We start from the raw sequence: 16717 nt of genomic DNA, 5'->3' as shown, positions 1-16717 counted from the left end.
AGGCGGATGTCCGTTGGAGAAAGAGGTGGGAGTGCAGGTGGTACGGGGAGCGGAAGTGACGGGAGCGTAGGTGACGCGCGGAGTGAGTGCACCGTTCGGCAGAAAGTCGTTGACGGCCTTTGCGTCACCGTTGTAGTATGCGTCCGGGTCGTATGATCCGAAGCAGGGATGGGTGATATCCTTGCATTTCCCGTCGTTCTCTACGCCGAGAACGGTGGAAACGAGCTTTGCCGTCGCTTCATAAATGGCAGGATAATCGTTTACTCCATCGATATCTATACGAATGAACAACTTAACACCACGGCCGGAGATGCTGATAAACGCTCCCAGTACGTATTCGAGCAGGCAGGCACGTACGAAAATATCCTTTGTCTGTTCGTCCGTATGGTCGATGTCGATGCAGAGTGCGAGTGACAGGGAGGTAAGGTTGTTTTTTGCGTGTCCATTCTTGCATATGCCTGCGGGGATGACACATGCCATGCTGTCTTTGATGGTTTGCGCGTCGTGTTTGCGGTCTTTTGCCAGACAGCTGCGGTGGCCTTCCGTAGGCACTTTCCAATGTCCGTTGCGTACCATTGCGAAAAAATCTTCAAAAGTTATAGTCGTGGGAGTTTTACTCCAAGTGTTGATAAATAGTGACACTTGGTACATGTGCTTTCTCATTTGAAATATAATATATAAGTTGCCGGAAGCGGGTGGTGTAGTTATCACGGGCTTCCGGCTGCGAAGGTAGGAACTTCTCTTTTTTTACCAAATCGATTATTAGGACTGATTTCTGTTCCAATCGTCCCATTGGTCTTTCACCATCTCCTCCAGTTTTCCCAGACAGCTTTTATAGGCTATGGCATGCTTCGGAGAGCGTTCGTCGCGGATTTCGATGCAATGGAACAGCCCTTTCAGTACATCCGGACAGCGTGGCATCAGCGGTATCTGCTTGATGATCCGTTCTTCTTTGTTGCACTCTTTGATGTCTTTATCCTGTACGGATTTCCAAAGAAACTGTTGCTTGAAAATCTCTTTTGCAAGGATTTCAAGTAATTCATTTTGAGTAAATAAGATGGGGAATCCGGGTAGGTGACATTGGGATATATCATCTACTGTCAACGGATTGCCTGCTTTGTCTACCATTGTTACGTTTAACGTAAAGTTGCCGATTTTTTCGGCAAAAGCCAAAAGTTTTTTTTTACCATAATTTTTAGGATTAATAATGCAGCAAATTTCTTCTTTTTTTATCAGAAGAGTGTTTTTTGCTTCTTATTTTTTCTGCTGACATTTAACAAAGTGGCAAAATTAAGGAATTTATAATTTTCTTGCCGAAAACTTTTCCGCTTCAGGCAAATGGGGAGTGTTTAATAGGATGTACGTGCCCGGATATAAAACTAGTTGCATATGCTACTATTTTATCACTCGTTTAAGTGTTTGAATATTACCGTTGAATGGGAAAACTTGATGTTAAGTCATAGTTTTAATGATATTTTATAACTAACAGGCTTGTTTTACTATACAATCGTAATTGGAATGTTCCGATATTGGTCTGTTTGTAGTCTTTGTTGGCCTAACAAGTGTTATTGAACGACAAATAATGAAAAAGGAAGAACAACGATGCTAATTTGTTTCTACATTTGCGCGGTTGTTTATTTAACTATTTTGTTAAAAAGAAATCGGGCATGATTGAACAAAAGCTAAATTTAACTGTTTACTATAGTAGATTAAAGTAGATAAAACGCGAAACGTTCCTTGTCATGCTACTAAAATTCGATAGGTAAAGAAAGAATAATATAAATAAAGATTGCTTATGTCACAGATTATCGGACATATCTCACAGGTGATCGGCCCTGTGGTCGACGTGTACTTTGAAGGTACGGACGCAGAGTTAATGCTGCCAAGCATTCACGACGCACTGGAGATAAAGAGGCCAAACGGCAAAATACTGGTTGTAGAAGTTCAGCAACACATCGGCGAGAATACGGTTCGTACCGTGGCTATGGACAGCACTGACGGACTTCAGCGAGGCATGAAGGTGTATCCCACCGGAGGCCCGATCACAATGCCGATAGGCGAACAGATTAAAGGACGACTGATGAACGTAGTGGGCGACTCTATCGACGGTATGAAGAGTCTCGACCGTACAGGCGCATATTCCATCCACCGTGATCCCCCAAAGTTTGAAGATTTGACAACTGTGCAGGAGGTACTCTTCACGGGTATCAAAGTAATCGACCTGCTGGAGCCGTATGCCAAAGGTGGCAAGATCGGACTCTTTGGCGGTGCCGGTGTAGGAAAGACCGTACTTATTCAGGAACTGATCAATAATATTGCCAAGAAACATAACGGATTCTCCGTATTTGCCGGAGTCGGCGAGCGTACCCGTGAAGGTAACGACTTGCTGCGTGAAATGATCGAGTCGGGCGTTATCCGCTACGGCGAGGCTTTCAAGGAAAGTATGGAGAAGGGCGACTGGGACCTTTCGAAAGTAGACTATAATGAACTGGAAAAGTCGCAGGTATCCTTGATTTTCGGACAGATGAACGAGCCTCCGGGCGCACGTGCCTCTGTGGCATTGTCCGGACTGACGGTAGCGGAATCTTTCCGTGATGCCGGCAAGGAAGGTGAGAAACGTGATATCCTGTTTTTTATCGATAACATTTTCCGTTTCACGCAGGCGGGTTCGGAAGTCTCGGCTCTGCTGGGACGTATGCCTTCTGCCGTTGGTTATCAGCCGACACTTGCCACGGAAATGGGTGCGATGCAGGAACGTATCACTTCCACCCGGAAAGGTTCTATCACCTCCGTACAGGCAGTATATGTGCCTGCGGATGACTTGACGGACCCTGCTCCGGCAACAACCTTCAGCCATCTGGATGCAACGACCGTGCTCGACCGTAAGATTACGGAATTGGGTATCTATCCGGCTGTCGATCCACTGGCTTCTACGTCCCGTATCCTTGACCCGCACATCGTGGGACAGGAACATTATGACGTAGCACAGCGCGTGAAACAGATTTTGCAGCGCAACAAGGAATTGCAGGACATCATCTCCATCCTTGGTATGGAGGAACTTTCGGAAGAAGATAAACTGGTCGTGAACCGTGCGCGCCGTGTGCAGCGTTTCCTTTCGCAGCCGTTTGCCGTTGCCGAACAGTTTACAGGCGTTCCGGGCGTGATGGTAGGCATCGAGGATACAATCAAAGGGTTCAGAATGATTCTTGACGGTGAGGTAGACAACCTCCCCGAACAGGCTTTCCTGAACGTGGGCACGATTGAAGAAGCGATAGAGAAAGGCAAGAAATTGCTGGAACAAGCGAAAAAGTAATCGAAACAACATTCCATGATGAAAGAATTGCATTTAAGTATCGTATCGCCCGAAAAGAGCGTATTCGACGGAGAAGTGAAGATTGTCACACTGCCGGGAACGGTAGGATCGTTTTCTATCCTGCCGGGACACGCGCCGATCGTCTCGTCATTGAAAGCGGGAACGTTGGGTTATACCACGATGGACGGCGAGGAGCATACATTGGATATTCAGGGTGGTTTTGTTGAAATGAGTGACGGGACAGCTTCGGTGTGTGTCTCGTAAGGAAGACGAGATGGATAATATACAGCAGAAAAACACAACGACATGGTGAACATTAGTAAGACTAAACGGAATTTTATCGCACTGAATACGCTGTTTGCTATACTAAGCGGAGCAGCGGGAGCAGTGATTTTACACATAGCCTTGCCGGGGCATTATTTCGGAGGATATCCGTTTATACCGGTATATTTCTATATCTTCGGTTTGTTTAGTATTTATATGTTCGATGCGTGTCGGCGGCATGCTCCGCAGAAGTTGTCGCTGCTGTATCTGGCAATGAAGATGATAAAAATGATTCTCTCGCTGATTCTGCTGCTGATTTATTGTCTGGCAGTACGCGAAGAAGCCAAGGCTTTCTTGCTGACGTTTATCTCGTTCTATCTGTTGTATCTGATATATGAAACGTGGTTCTTCTTCTCCTTTGAAGTGAACCTGAAACGGAAAAAGAAAAATAAGAATAAAAATGAAACAGTTGCGTAACATAGTAGCTCCGATATTTCTGCTCTGCCTGATGTTGGTAGCCGGTCTGCCGGTCTTCGCGCAGACACAGGAAGATGTGACTCCGCAGGAGCAGAAAGAGAATACGGTCGATGTGAAGGAGATCGTGTTCGGGCATATCGGCGACTCATACGAATGGCATATTACGACGTGGGGTAAAACGCACATTACTATACCATTACCTATCATTGTTTATAGTTCTACTACAGGTTGGCATACGTTCCTTTCTTCCCGTCTCGCTGAGAATGGAGGCACTTATGAAGGGCTCTCCGTCGCCCCCGAAGGAAGTAAGTACGAAGGCAAACTGGTGGAGTATAATGCAGCCGGAGAGCAGGTTCGTCCGTGGGATATTTCCATTACGAAGGTGACATTCGCTTTGTTGTTCAACAGTGTGCTGCTGCTGGTTATCGTGCTGAGTGTGGCGCAATGGTACAGGAAGCGTCCGCAGGGAGCATTGGCACCGGGTGGTTTTATCGGATTCATGGAAATGTTTATCATGATGGTGAACGATGATATCATCAAGAGTTGTGTCGGACCCAACTACCGGAAGTTTGCACCGTACCTGCTGACTGCGTTTTTCTTCATTTTCATTAATAACATCATGGGGCTGATTCCTTTCTTCCCCGGTGGTGCGAATGTGACGGGAAACATTGCCATCACTATGGTGCTTGCAATCTGTACGTTCCTTGCAGTCAACATCTTTGGAACGAAACATTACTGGAAAGATATCTTTTGGCCGGATGTGCCCTGGTGGCTGAAAGTGCCTGTACCGATGATGCCTTTCATCGAGTTCTTCGGAATCTTTACGAAACCGTTTGCCTTGATGATCCGTCTTTTCGCCAATATGCTGGCGGGACACATGGCGATGCTGGTACTGACTTGCCTGATCTTTATCTCGGCAAGCATGGGACCTGCGCTCAACGGTACACTGACGGTAGCTTCCGTACTGTTCAACATTTTTATGAATGCGCTTGAACTGTTGGTAGCTTTCATCCAGGCATATGTATTCACCATGCTTTCGGCCGTATTTATCGGACTGGCGCAGGAAGGTGCAAAAGTAAAAGCAGAATAAACGCGAAGAGAGAGCAAATAAATAAACGAGAAAATAAACCATTTTAAAACTGAAAATTATGTTACTATCAGTATTGTTACAAGCCACTGCAGCAGCAGTAGGAGTAAGTAAATTAGGTGCAGCTATCGGTGCAGGTCTTGCAGTAATCGGAGCTGGTTTGGGTATTGGTAAGATTGGTGGTTCGGCTATGGAAGCTATTGCACGCCAGCCGGAAGCCTCGGGTGACATCCGTATGAATATGATTATCGCCGCCGCCTTGATCGAAGGTGTGGCTCTGTTGGCGGTAGTAGTATGTCTGCTGGTATTCTTCCTGTAATATTAAATAGATATGTCATTACTATTACCTGATAGTGGCCTGTTGTTCTGGATGTTTGTCGCATTCGGGGTTGTGTTCGTGATATTAGCGAAATACGGTTTCCCCATCATCATCAAGATGGTGGAAGGCCGTAAAACCTATATCGACCAGTCCTTGGAGGTGGCAAGAGAAGCCAACGCCCAGTTAGCTCATTTGAAGGAAGAGGGCGAGGCGCTTGTGGCTGCTGCCAACAAGGAACAAGGACGAATCTTGAAGGAGGCAATGGAAGAACGTGACAAGATTGTTCACGAGGCCCGTAAGCAAGCAGAGATAGCCGCACAGAAAGAACTGGATGCGGTGAAACAACAAATCCAGATAGAGAAGGATGAAGCGATCCGCGATATCCGTCGCCAGGTAGCTGTGCTTTCTGTCGATATCGCCGAGAAGGTGCTCCGCAAGAACCTTCAGGACAAAGAATCCCAGATGGGAATGATCGACCGTATGCTGGATGAAGTATTAACCCCTAATAAGAACTAAGGAAGATGGAAGTCGGAGTACTCTCAATGCGATATGCCAAAGCGATGATCGAATACGCTCAGGAGAAAGGTGTGGAGGATAGACTCTACAACGAATTCTTCACATTGTCTCACAGTTTTCGTGTCCAGCCGGGACTGCGCGAAGTGCTTGATAATCCTGTGGTGTCGGTAAAGGACAAGTTGGCGCTGATATGTACGGCTGCCGATGGTAACGGTGAATCCAGCAGAGAGTTTGTCCGTTTCATCACGCTGGTTCTGCGAAACAGGCGCGAAGGCTATTTGCAGTTCATCAGCCTGATGTATCTCGATCTTTACCGGAAACTGAAACACATCGGAGTAGGCAAACTGATTACGGCAGTCCCGGTGGACAAGGAGACAGAAAACCGGATCCGTTCCGCAGCAGCACATATTCTGCATGCCCAAATGGAACTGGATACTGTGATCGATCCCTCGATAGAGGGGGGCTTCATCTTCGATATCAATGATTATCGGCTCGATGCAAGCATTGCCACGCAGTTGAAACGAGTGAAACAACAGTTTATTGATAAGAATAGGAGAATTGTATAATGTCTGAAAATATAAGAGTAAGCGAAGTATCCGATATATTGCGCAAGCAGCTCGAAGGTATTAACACCAACGTGCAGCTCGACGAGATCGGTACGGTGCTCCAGGTAAGCGACGGAGTGGTACGTATCTACGGATTGCGGAACGCCGAAGCCAACGAATTGCTGGAGTTTGACAACGGCATCAAAGCCATTGTGATGAACCTCGAAGAGGACAACGTAGGTGCCGTTCTGCTGGGACCTACCGACAGAATCAAGGAAGGCTTTATAGTGAAACGTACCAAGCGTATCGCCTCAATCCGTGTAGGTGAAAGCATGCTGGGACGTGTCATCGACCCGCTGGGCGAACCGCTCGACGGAAAAGGGCTGATCGGCGGAGAACTGTATGAAATGCCGTTGGAACGCAAAGCGCCGGGAGTTATCTACCGCCAGCCGGTAAACCAACCGTTACAGACGGGCTTGAAAGCTGTAGACGCTATGATTCCTATCGGACGCGGACAGCGTGAGCTGATTATCGGCGACCGTCAGACAGGAAAAACTTCCATTGCGATTGATACGATTATCAATCAGCGCAATAACTTTCTGGCAGGTGACCCGGTGTACTGTATTTATGTGGCTATCGGTCAGAAAGGTTCTACCGTGGCTTCTATCGTAAATACGCTCCGTGAGTATGGAGCGATGGATTACACGATTGTCGTTGCCGCTACGGCAGGTGATCCGGCAGCGTTGCAGTATTATGCACCGTTTGCAGGAGCTGCCATCGGTGAATATTTCCGTGATACCGGCCGTCATGCGCTGGTGGTTTATGATGACCTTTCCAAGCAGGCAGTTGCTTATCGGGAAGTATCGTTGATTCTTCGTCGTCCGTCCGGACGTGAGGCATATCCGGGTGATATCTTCTACCTGCACTCACGTCTGTTGGAACGTGCGGCAAAGATCATCAAGGAAGAAGAAGTGGCACGCGAAATGAACGACCTTCCGGAGAGCCTGAAAGGTATCGTGAAAGGTGGTGGTTCACTCACAGCTCTGCCTATCATTGAGACGCAGGCAGGAGACGTTTCGGCATATATCCCGACGAACGTGATTTCTATTACCGACGGACAGATATTCCTCGAAACGGACTTGTTTAATCAAGGTGTCCGTCCGGCTATCAATGTCGGTATTTCTGTATCCCGTGTAGGTGGTAACGCTCAGATTAAGGCGATGAAGAAAGTGGCCGGAACCTTGAAGATGGACCAGGCACAGTATCGTGAACTGGAAGCCTTCTCCAAGTTTAGCAGTGATATGGACCCCATTACGGCGATGACTATCGACAAGGGACGTAAGAATGCACAATTGCTGATTCAGCCTCAGTATAGTCCGATGCCGGTAGAACAACAGATTGCTATTCTGTATTGCGGCACGCACGGTCTGCTCCACGATGTTCCCTTGGAAAACGTACAGGATTTTGAACGCAGCTTCATCGAATCTCTACAACTCAATCATCAGGAAGATGTGCTGGACGTTCTGAGAACCGGTGTGATAGACGATAACGTGACCAAGGCTATCGAAGAGACTGCCGCTATGGTTGCCAAACAATATTTATAAAATGAAGACGCTGTGTCAAAAGTCAATAGTAACTGAACTGGGACTGACTTTTGACACACACTCATTCTTAATTCTTAATTTAAATAGTTATGGCTTCACTGAAAGAAGTAAAAACCAGAATAAATTCGGTAAAGAGTACCCGAAAAATCACTTCAGCAATGAAGATGGTGGCTTCTGCCAAGTTACACAAGGCACAAGGAGCCATTGAAAATATGCTGCCTTACGAAAGGAAGCTTAACAAGATTCTGACCAACTTCCTGAGTGCCGACCTTCCTGTTGAATCTCCTTACATCAAGGCGAGGGAAGTGAAGCGTGTGGCAATCGTTGCCTTTTCTTCGAATACGTCGCTCTGTGGTGCTTTTAATGCAAATGTGATTAAGATGCTGCTGCAAACAGTCGGTGAGTTTCGTACACTGGGACAGGATAATATCCTGATATTCCCGGTAGGGAAGAAGGTGGATGAAGCAGTGAAGCGCCTGGGATTCGAACCGCAGGAGACTTCACCGACGCTTTCCGACAAACCATCGTATCAGGAGGCTTCCGAACTGGCACATCGCCTGATGGAAATGTACGTATCCGGAGAAATAGACCGGGTAGAACTGATCTATCATCATTTTAAATCAATGGGCGTGCAGATTCTGCTTCGCGAAACTTATCTGCCTATTGACCTGACACGGGTCGTGGATGAGGAAGAGAAGCAAAAGGAAGAAGAAGTACAAGGAGGTGATATAGCGAATGATTACATTATCGAACCTTCTGCAGAGGAACTGATCGCCAATCTGATCCCAACGGTATTGAGCCAGAAGCTTTTTACGGCTGCCGTGGATTCGAACGCTTCGGAACATGCGGCACGCACATTGGCGATGCAGGTGGCTACGGACAATGCGAACGAATTGATCCAAGATTTGACGAAGCAATATAATAAGAGTCGCCAGCAGGCTATTACCAACGAATTATTGGATATCGTGGGTGGTTCTATGCAGTAAATAAAGATTGCACGATAACACTATTTTGTGAATCGGTATTCCGTTTTTAAGCTTTGTCCGGCTGGTAATTAAATAATCTATATATTTGAAAATTATTTGAGAGGTGAGATTGTTTTGATGGGAACAAAACAAGCCTTGATAACTAACAAAACAAATATATAGATTATGACACAAAAGCGATTATTCGGCATTTCTGATGCTATTGCTACGGCAGCATTGATTGGTGGGCTGTTGGCTGGATGTATGGAAAAAGATCTGTACGATCCTAATTATGGAAAAGAACCTCTTCCGGCCCCTAGCGAGTATTTCGGATTTGAAACACGTGGCGACGTGAAACTCTCAGTAAACTATGATGTCCCCGGACTTGTGGCTCTACTTGAAGTGTATGATGAAGACCCGATGGAAGTAGTGGACAATGTTCCGGTAAAGAAAGAAGGGGTTGAAGCTTTATTCAAAATTTTTACGGATGGAAATGGAAAATATGAAGGGAAAATGAATATTCCGACTTCTATAGAGACTGTTTACTTGTATACATCAAGCTGGGGAGTACCCCGATGCGTAAAACTAGATATCAAAGATGGGATGGCTAGTTTTGATATGAGTAAAAAGGATTCTTCTACTGCCAATACTAAAGCGGTAACGCGTTCTTATGACTTTTCGAAAGGTAGCGTGCCGTATCTTATCAATTCCGGTGCTAATTTGTATTCATTGTGTAAGTGGGGAGAAGGAGGAAATCTCACCTATATTTATAATAGTCAAACAGGAAAGCCAGACCCTATTAATAATGGATATGTAACACCTCAAAAACAAGTGGGTAATGAATTGATTGGAAATCTTGTAGAACGTTTAAACTCTTTTTTCAAGCCATCCGGAGGTTCTGTTGACAACGCTTATTTGTATAAGGGATCTGAAATCACTAATATTAATGTAACACAAGAGGGAACTACGTTAGATTTGGTCTTTCTTGACAGGGACGCTTCATTTAATAATTCATTTGGATATTATTATTATAAAACAAGTGATGGAGTTAGTAACTCTAATATGAGGAAGTATATCGTATTTCCAAATGTTGCTTTTTCCGTATATAATGGAGCTTTATCTATTTTGAAGTGTGGAGATAAAGTACGTCTGCTCTTTTGGGGTGAGGATGGTAAACCAAGTGAGAAATTTCCGAAAGGATATACAGTAGGATGGTTTATATATGCAGATGGGTATCATCAAAATGAGAATGAAATTGACATTACAAAGCCATTAATAACTTCTAATGGGTATTCTAATGGTGGTTTCGTATCTGTAAAAGATGAAAAGAGTGGAAAAACCATTATTGGTGTGGAAGATGGAGCAAACAGAAGTTTTTGTGATCTACTATTTTACGTAGATGCTTCTCCGGAAAGTTCTATTGATAATCCGAACAGACCCAATATCCCGAGTGATGATAAACCAATAGAAAAGCCGGATGCACAGGAGAACTTAAAGGGGACTTTAGCCTTTGAAGATATTTGGCCTGACGGGGGAGATTACGACATGAACGACGTGGTCGTAGAATATAATCGTGCCATATATTTCAACACAGAAAACATGATAAATAAGATTGTGGATACATTTACGCCCACACACGACGGAGCGATGTATGATAATGCATTTGCTTATCAGATAGATGGAGGACAGTTTGGTAAAGTGACTTCAGATAAGGATATAAAAGTGGAGAGCGAAACGTCTTCTATTATTGTATTCCCAAGTGTAAAACAAGCTGTTAAGGGGAAAGTGGGTACATGTACGATAACCAGAACCTTTGAAAAGGCCACTTTTAATAAGGAGAATCTGAAGATATATAATCCGTACATTATAGTAAAATATGCGGCAGGGCAACAGAACCGGACGGAAGTACATCTGCCTAAATATTCACCGACATCTTATGCTGACAAATCGCTGATAGGTTCTAGTAAGGATGTCTATTACATTGATCGTGACGGAGCTTATCCGTTTGCCATCGATATTCCGATGTTGAATTTCATTCCGGTGACGGAGACGCATAACATTGATACAGAATATCCTTATTTCAAGAATTGGGCTGATTCTTGGGGATCAAAATCTACAGATTGGTACAAGAGATATCAGTCTTCCAAGAATTAAGAAACAAAAACAATTTCGATATATAACTGTGACACGACTTTGTGTTCTGATTTGATCCGGTCCCGGTGTACTTCAAGCGAGAAGAAACCGGGACCTTTTTTGTTTATTTGTATACAAATATTTCGGGAGTAAAGAAATGATGATGAAAATACCGGCTTGATTATTGCTTTTCCTTACATTCAATTTCGGTGGTTGGAATCTATTCAGTACCTTTACCGAAAATTAGAGGAAACATGGAAAATAATCCTGAACTACAACTAGCTTGGCAGTTCATTGAAAATACAGGCACGCATCTGTTTCTTACCGGAAAAGCCGGAACCGGAAAAACTACATTTCTAAAACGATTGAGAGAACATACCCCCAAGCGCATGGTCGTATTGGCTCCAACAGGAATCGCAGCTATCAACGCCGGAGGGGTGACGATTCATTCTTTCTTTCAGTTGTCTTTTGCTCCGTTTGTGCCGGAAACGACTTTCAATTCTGCCAAGATGCACTACCGTTTCAGCAAAGAGAAACGGAATATTATCCGCAGCATGGATCTGCTTGTTATCGACGAAATCAGTATGGTACGTGCAGATTTGCTGGACGCTGTGGACGCGGCTTTACGTCGTTATCGTGACCGTGAAAAACCTTTCGGAGGTGTGCAGTTGCTGATGATCGGCGACTTGCAACAGTTGGCTCCTGTGGTAAAAGACAATGAATGGGAGCTACTGAAGAATCATTACGAGACTCCATATTTTTTTGCCAGCCGTGCACTGAAGGAAACGGTGTATATGACCATTGAACTAAAGAAAGTCTACCGTCAGAGTGATACTTTCTTTCTTTCTCTTCTGAACAAGATACGCGAAAATAAAGCAGATGATGAAGTGTTGAACGAATTGAATCGTCGTTATCAGCCCGGTTTTCGTCCACGGAAAGAAGAAGGGTATATCCGACTGACAACGCATAACTATCAGGCCCAGCAGGTGAACGACCGTGAACTGGCATCACTGTCTGGACGGGCTTATAGTTTTCGGGCGGAGATAGAGGGAAATTTTCCTGAGTACTCGTACCCTGCGGATGAAGTGCTTACAGTCAAAGAAGGAGCACAGATCATGTTCCTTAAGAATGACGTTTCATCAGAAAAACGTTACTATAACGGCATGATAGGCGAAGTGATGAGTGTTGACGAAAAAGGAATGTCCGTACGTGGAAAAGACAGTAGTGATGTCTTTCAGTTGTTGCCCGAAGAATGGGGGAATTATAAGTATGTGCTGAACGAAGAAACGAAGGAGATCACGGAAGAAATAGAAGGTGTGTTCCGGCAATATCCCATCCGTCTGGCGTGGGCTATCACGATTCATAAGAGTCAGGGTCTGACGTTTGAGCGGGCGATTATCGATGCTCGTAACTCTTTTGCTCATGGGCAGACGTATGTAGCATTGAGCCGTTGCAAGACTCTGGAAGGAATGGTGTTGGAGACTCCTTTGCGTAGGGAGGCGATAATCAGCGATAGCATTGTAGATAATTTCACAAGAGATGTGGAACAGAATAAACCGGGGAGCAAGCAGTTGAACGACATGCAAAAGGCTTATTTCTATGATCTGTTGAATGATTTATTTAATTTCTATTCGCTTGAGCAGGCTTATAAGCGGTTGCTCCGGATGATGGATGAAGAGCTTTATAAACTTTATCCGAAGTTGCTTGCCGAGTATAAAGAACTGGCTCCGCATCTCAAAGAGAAGGTGGTGGAAGTTTCCAATCGCTTTCGTAATCAATATACGCGTCTGATTAACGGGAATGAAAATTATGCCGGAAATGAGGAGCTACAGCAAAGGATTCATTCTGGTGCTGCTTATTTTTGTGAAGCATTGCTTCCTGTCCGGGCGCTGTTTGACAAGACCAGTATGCCTCTTGATAATAAAGAGTTGCGGAAACAACTGAATGAACGTTTGCAGGCATTGGACGATGCTTTATGGATTAAAGAGTCTTTGCTGGATGCGATGCGGACGGAGAAATTTACGGTAACGGATTATCTGAAACGGAAGGCGAAAGTGATGTTGAGTCTCGAAGGGGAAACTGCTTCTTCCGGTTCTTCCACCAAGGCTCCGAAGGAGAAAAAAGAACGGAAAGAACGCACTCGCAGCAATTCAGGAAAGGTGAAAGTAGAAGTTCCGACGGATATTCTGCATCCGGAACTTTATCGTGCTCTGTCGGAATGGAGAACGGCAAAGACGCGCGAAGTGAATATGCCGGCTTATGTGATCATGCAGCAAAAGGCATTGATGGGTATTGTGAATCTGTTGCCAGATACACCGGCGGCTTTGGAAGCGATACCTTATTTCGGCGCAAAAGGAGTGGAGAAGTACGGACTTGAAATTTTGGGCATTGTGCGCAAATATATGAAGGAGAACAAACTGGAACGACCGGAGATCTTTACTTCTGTTTCGGGGAAAGAGGATGCAAGGGAAAGAAAGCTGGATGCACAGCATAATGAGGAGAAAGAGAAGAAGAAAGATTCAAAACTGGTGAGTTATGAAATGTTTTGCCAGGGGATGACGATAGAAGAGATAGCCAAAACTCGTGATTTGGTGACAGGAACGATTGCTACTCATCTGGAACATTATCTCCGTGAAGATAAAATAAAGTTGGAACAGGTAGTGACAGCGGACAAGATAAAGAAGGTCCGGACTTATCTGGAGACCCATGAATTTATGGGAGTAGTAGCTATTAAAGCTGCATTGGGAGATGATGTTTCTTACGCTGATATTCGTTTTGTGTTGGCGACGGTGGGGCGTTAGGTTATAAGTTACAGAAGAAAGAAACGAATACAGGCACGCTGATATCGATCAGAATACCATGCAAAATAGCGATAGGAATCATTTCTTTTCCCGAATATCTGCTGATGGAAGGTAATAATACATCCATTGAGTTGACTCCTGCCGCTGAAATGGGAGCAAGTTTTCCGAAATACTTCTTGATAAGCGGTGTACCTAGAAGTGCCATCATTTCGCGGAAGATATTAGTCAGCAGGGCAATGGTACCCAGCTCTGTAGCCAACTGTATTCCGATGGTCGGTTCCTTGAACTGAGTGATCAGGATGGAAGATAGCGAATAATAGGCGAATCCGCTTCCTACTGCCATACAGTCGAATACACTCCATTGACTTAGCAAAATGCTTGCCAAGGCAGAAAACAACAATGTGCCGGTAATGGTACCCAATGGAATCAGCAGCATTTTCGGGTGCAAATGTGAGATGATCGCTTTCAGGTTCTTATTGGAACCGATACTGATTCCTACTTGCAGCATCAACGCATATAGTATATACATGGAAACAGTATGTGTGTCGAACTGGAATTTATTAAAAACTCCCATGATACAGCCTACACAGAAAAATACGATAACGATGAGACTTCCTTTCATTGTTTACCTCCTTTCTTGAAAAATAGTTGTAACACAAGCCGGGCAGCCAACAAGCTCCCTAATACGCCGGATACGGCAAGAATGATCGCCTGCCATCCAAACTTACCGAGATTATTCACAATCAGGCTATTAGAGCCGATGGATACTCCAAGGATAAAGAGTAACAGGAATATTGTAAGAGAAATTGTCTTTTCAGTCTTTTGTAAGATACTCCAGTTACGTAATCCGTATCCGATACCGATTCCCAAAAACATGGTAGATATAATAGAGAACATATTGTAATATATTTTAGTTGGTTAGGTTAAACAATTCATAAATAGCATAGATAATCCCCAAAAAGACATACATCTTATTGACAATCAGATGGAAATACTGTCTGTGAGTAACGAAATAAGTCAACAGGCAGTTAGGGGTAAGAATGAGTAAGGGGAATTTAGATGAATCCGCTGAACCAATGTACATGCACGCAACATGACGTGCAGAAATTGGGAATTTCTGCATGAAATATAAGGGCGTTATGTAATTGTAATGTTTGATTCATCTTCTGGTTCTTTAATTCGGGTGCAAAGATAAGAACTTATTGCATATTTTCAAAATAAATATGCAATAATTAGAATGGGAAAGGTAGCTGAAACTAGGAATAGAATGTAGTAAAAACTTGGTTATGTAGACCTTAACCTTTATATATTATGTGTTTATATCATTTTTATTTAGTTGCCAGTTCGATGCCTGAGTCAAATTTCTATGTTGTGTAGAGCACATACTTTCATTTGTGCAAACAATCTGATTAATAGGATTTGCCGGTTAATGTTTCCACTCCATGAGGATGTCTTTCAGCTTTCGTGGCTGGTAACCAAGTATAGTCCGGGCTTTTGTTATGCTCATTCCACTGAAACGGGGACGGGGAGTAACTTCTTGCATTTCTTCCGTTGTGGCAGGGTGAACGAGCGAACAGTCCAGCTTCATGTAGTCTGCTACCTGAAAAGCAATTTCTGCGATGGTCAGGCATTCCTCGCCACAGATATGAAAAATTCCGTTTGCGGCATTTTCCATCAGGTGTTGTACTCCGGCTGATACGTCACCTATATAGGTGGGTGTGCGCCATTGATCTGATACGACACGGATTTCTTGTCCTGCATTCAAACGATTCATCACCAGTTGCACGATGTTTCCATGCTGTCTTGGTAGTGCTTTTCCGTAGACAATCTCTACGCGGGCAATGGCATAGTTACTACAGATTTCAGCCACTTTCTCTTCTCCTTTCCATTTGGTGAAACCGTAATAGTTGACAGGAGCGGGGAGACTTTCTTCTGTATAAAGCTGTCCGGACTTCTCGTCTATCTTTCCGTCAAAGACAAAGTCTGTAGATAAATGAATGAACCGACTTTTGTAACTTTCGCAGAGATGTGCCAATTGTTCTACTGCCGTAACATTTGTTAGCCAGGCTTCTTCGTGATGCGTTTCGCAATAATCGGGGACGGATAAGGCGGAACAGTTGATGACTACATCGGGTTGTACGTCTTTAAAAAGTTGCTTTACGGCTGCTTCATCCCGTATATCTGTGGTGATGAAATGATAGTTGCCTCCATTTTTCGGAAGGATATCCGGATGAAGGGAACATCCTGTTACCTTATATTGTGCCTTGCTTGACAGGTCATTCAGTATCTGGCGTCCGGTGAATCCATTGGCACCGATAATCATTATATTCTTCATGGGCTGTTTCTATATAGTCGTTCGGTTCAGAAATATGGCTTTCTATATTTATTTTCACAAAAGTAGAAAATAATTTTAGTTACGCAAATAGATTTCGTAGTTCCCTTTTTCTTTTGCTCTTTTGCGAATTTAAGCATATCATTATCAGGTCCGATGCGCATGCCGGATGGATTGGATGAAGCACCGGGAGCTTACAAAGATATTGCGCAAGTAATCGCTAATGAGCGGGATTTAGTAAAGCCTTTGGTGGAATTGGCGCCTATGGCGGTGATCAAAGGATAAAATTAGCTGACGAGATGAGGTATGGACATAAAAAAGGAGCAACGCCTTGCTCCAACCTTTGTTAACCTTAAATCTA

16 protein-coding genes and 1 pseudogene are annotated in these 16717 nt (G+C 44.3%); 12 read left to right on the top strand and 5 right to left on the bottom strand.

Annotated elements, in window-relative coordinates; all coding sequences use genetic code 11:
- Both DW640_RS17430 and DW640_RS17425 read right to left on the bottom strand, forming a co-directional pair.
- A partial coding sequence (locus tag DW640_RS17430) for a BT4734/BF3469 family protein (protein ID WP_304466179.1) occupies window positions 1–663 on the bottom strand: 663 nt, incomplete at its 3' end.
- Window positions 664–762: 99 nt separating this feature from the next.
- Complete coding sequence (locus tag DW640_RS17425) at window positions 763–1173, bottom strand: hypothetical protein (RefSeq protein WP_008765587.1); 411 nt, start codon at window positions 1171–1173, stop codon at window positions 763–765.
- Window positions 1174–1795: 622 nt separating this feature from the next.
- On the opposite strand from DW640_RS17425, the gene atpD reads away from it, so the two are divergent.
- The 11 genes from atpD (at window position 1796) to DW640_RS17370 (ending at window position 14024) form a co-directional block, all read left to right on the top strand.
- Window positions 1796–3313: a F0F1 ATP synthase subunit beta gene (gene atpD, locus DW640_RS17420; RefSeq protein ID WP_008761388.1), complete on the top strand. Its 1518-nt coding sequence runs from the start codon at window positions 1796–1798 to the stop codon at window positions 3311–3313.
- 18 nt (window positions 3314–3331) lie between these two features.
- Window positions 3332–3577, top strand: coding sequence for an ATP synthase F1 subunit epsilon (gene atpC / locus DW640_RS17415; RefSeq protein ID WP_011107410.1), 246 nt, complete (start codon window positions 3332–3334; stop codon window positions 3575–3577).
- A gap of 42 nt (window positions 3578–3619) precedes the next feature.
- The gene (locus tag DW640_RS17410; RefSeq protein WP_008765589.1) at window positions 3620–4054 is read left to right on the top strand and encodes a hypothetical protein; all 435 of its coding nucleotides are present in this window, start codon (window positions 3620–3622) and stop codon (window positions 4052–4054) included.
- Window positions 4038–5144: a F0F1 ATP synthase subunit A gene (atpB, locus tag DW640_RS17405; protein ID WP_011107411.1), complete on the top strand. Its 1107-nt coding sequence runs from the start codon at window positions 4038–4040 to the stop codon at window positions 5142–5144. Before DW640_RS17410 ends, atpB begins: the two co-directional genes overlap by 17 nt.
- Window positions 5145–5202: 58 nt before the next feature.
- Window positions 5203–5460: an ATP synthase F0 subunit C gene (gene atpE / locus DW640_RS17400; RefSeq protein WP_004295758.1), complete on the top strand. Its 258-nt coding sequence runs from the start codon at window positions 5203–5205 to the stop codon at window positions 5458–5460.
- Window positions 5461–5472: 12 nt separating this feature from the next.
- The gene (gene atpF, locus DW640_RS17395) at window positions 5473–5976 is read left to right on the top strand and encodes a F0F1 ATP synthase subunit B (protein WP_008761391.1); all 504 of its coding nucleotides are present in this window, start codon (window positions 5473–5475) and stop codon (window positions 5974–5976) included.
- A gap of 5 nt (window positions 5977–5981) precedes the next feature.
- Window positions 5982–6542 (top strand): F0F1 ATP synthase subunit delta, encoded by a 561-nt coding sequence (locus DW640_RS17390; protein WP_008761392.1) that lies wholly within the window; start codon window positions 5982–5984, stop codon window positions 6540–6542.
- Window positions 6542–8125: a F0F1 ATP synthase subunit alpha gene (gene atpA / locus DW640_RS17385; protein ID WP_008761393.1), complete on the top strand. Its 1584-nt coding sequence runs from the start codon at window positions 6542–6544 to the stop codon at window positions 8123–8125. Before DW640_RS17390 ends, atpA begins: the two co-directional genes overlap by 1 nt.
- 89 nt (window positions 8126–8214) lie before the next feature.
- A complete protein-coding gene (locus DW640_RS17380; protein ID WP_048698335.1) occupies window positions 8215–9111 on the top strand; it encodes a F0F1 ATP synthase subunit gamma in 897 nt (298 codons plus the stop codon).
- A gap of 165 nt (window positions 9112–9276) precedes the next feature.
- Window positions 9277–11244: an LruC domain-containing protein gene (locus DW640_RS17375; protein ID WP_117578759.1), complete on the top strand. Its 1968-nt coding sequence runs from the start codon at window positions 9277–9279 to the stop codon at window positions 11242–11244.
- A gap of 233 nt (window positions 11245–11477) precedes the next feature.
- Complete coding sequence (locus tag DW640_RS17370; protein ID WP_117578758.1) at window positions 11478–14024, top strand: helix-turn-helix domain-containing protein; 2547 nt, start codon at window positions 11478–11480, stop codon at window positions 14022–14024.
- A gap of 1 nt (window position 14025) precedes the next feature.
- Here the strand turns inward: DW640_RS17370 and DW640_RS17365 are convergent, their stop codons facing one another.
- The 3 genes from DW640_RS17365 to DW640_RS17350 all read right to left on the bottom strand — a co-directional run bounded on the left by DW640_RS17365 (window position 14026) and on the right by DW640_RS17350 (window position 16359).
- Entirely contained in the window at window positions 14026–14646 is a 621-nt protein-coding gene (locus DW640_RS17365) for a lysine exporter LysO family protein (RefSeq protein WP_008761396.1), read from the bottom strand.
- Window positions 14643–14921, bottom strand: a complete 279-nt coding sequence (locus DW640_RS17360) for a LysO family transporter (protein ID WP_008765593.1) — start codon at window positions 14919–14921, stop codon at window positions 14643–14645. The genes DW640_RS17365 and DW640_RS17360 overlap by 4 nt, the downstream gene beginning before the upstream one ends.
- A 529-nt stretch (window positions 14922–15450) precedes the next feature.
- Window positions 15451–16359, bottom strand: coding sequence for an SDR family oxidoreductase (locus tag DW640_RS17350; RefSeq protein ID WP_117578756.1), 909 nt, complete (start codon window positions 16357–16359; stop codon window positions 15451–15453).
- Between the two features lie 165 nt (window positions 16360–16524).
- Here DW640_RS17350 and DW640_RS17345 point away from each other — a divergent pair.
- Window positions 16525–16641, top strand: a pseudogene (locus DW640_RS17345) (RtcB family protein); the annotation flags it as partial.
- Between the last annotated feature and the right edge of the window lie 76 nt (window positions 16642–16717).

The organism is Bacteroides sp. AM23-12 (genome assembly GCF_003434395.1).
Lineage (GTDB): Bacteria > Bacteroidota > Bacteroidia > Bacteroidales > Bacteroidaceae > Bacteroides > Bacteroides thetaiotaomicron.
This window is presented reverse-complemented; position numbering and strand designations above follow the sequence as displayed.

Excerpts from the sequence above, each read along its gene's own strand:
- atpD (WP_008761388.1), top strand. The coding sequence starts at position 1,796 with ATGTCACAGATTATCGGACATATCTCACAGGTGATCGGCCCTGTGGTC.
- atpC (WP_011107410.1), top strand. The coding sequence starts at position 3,332 with ATGAAAGAATTGCATTTAAGTATCGTATCGCCCGAAAAGAGCGTATTC.
- DW640_RS17410 (WP_008765589.1), top strand. The coding sequence starts at position 3,620 with ATGGTGAACATTAGTAAGACTAAACGGAATTTTATCGCACTGAATACG.
- atpB (WP_011107411.1), top strand. The coding sequence starts at position 4,038 with ATGAAACAGTTGCGTAACATAGTAGCTCCGATATTTCTGCTCTGCCTG.
- atpE (WP_004295758.1), top strand. The coding sequence starts at position 5,203 with ATGTTACTATCAGTATTGTTACAAGCCACTGCAGCAGCAGTAGGAGTA.
- atpF (WP_008761391.1), top strand. The coding sequence starts at position 5,473 with ATGTCATTACTATTACCTGATAGTGGCCTGTTGTTCTGGATGTTTGTC.
- DW640_RS17390 (WP_008761392.1), top strand. The coding sequence starts at position 5,982 with ATGGAAGTCGGAGTACTCTCAATGCGATATGCCAAAGCGATGATCGAA.
- atpA (WP_008761393.1), top strand. The coding sequence starts at position 6,542 with ATGTCTGAAAATATAAGAGTAAGCGAAGTATCCGATATATTGCGCAAG.
- DW640_RS17380 (WP_048698335.1), top strand. The coding sequence starts at position 8,215 with ATGGCTTCACTGAAAGAAGTAAAAACCAGAATAAATTCGGTAAAGAGT.
- DW640_RS17375 (WP_117578759.1), top strand. The coding sequence starts at position 9,277 with ATGACACAAAAGCGATTATTCGGCATTTCTGATGCTATTGCTACGGCA.
- DW640_RS17370 (WP_117578758.1), top strand. The coding sequence starts at position 11,478 with ATGGAAAATAATCCTGAACTACAACTAGCTTGGCAGTTCATTGAAAAT.
- DW640_RS17365 (WP_008761396.1), bottom strand. The coding sequence starts at position 14,646 with ATGAAAGGAAGTCTCATCGTTATCGTATTTTTCTGTGTAGGCTGTATC.
- DW640_RS17360 (WP_008765593.1), bottom strand. The coding sequence starts at position 14,921 with ATGTTCTCTATTATATCTACCATGTTTTTGGGAATCGGTATCGGATAC.
- DW640_RS17350 (WP_117578756.1), bottom strand. The coding sequence starts at position 16,359 with ATGAAGAATATAATGATTATCGGTGCCAATGGATTCACCGGACGCCAG.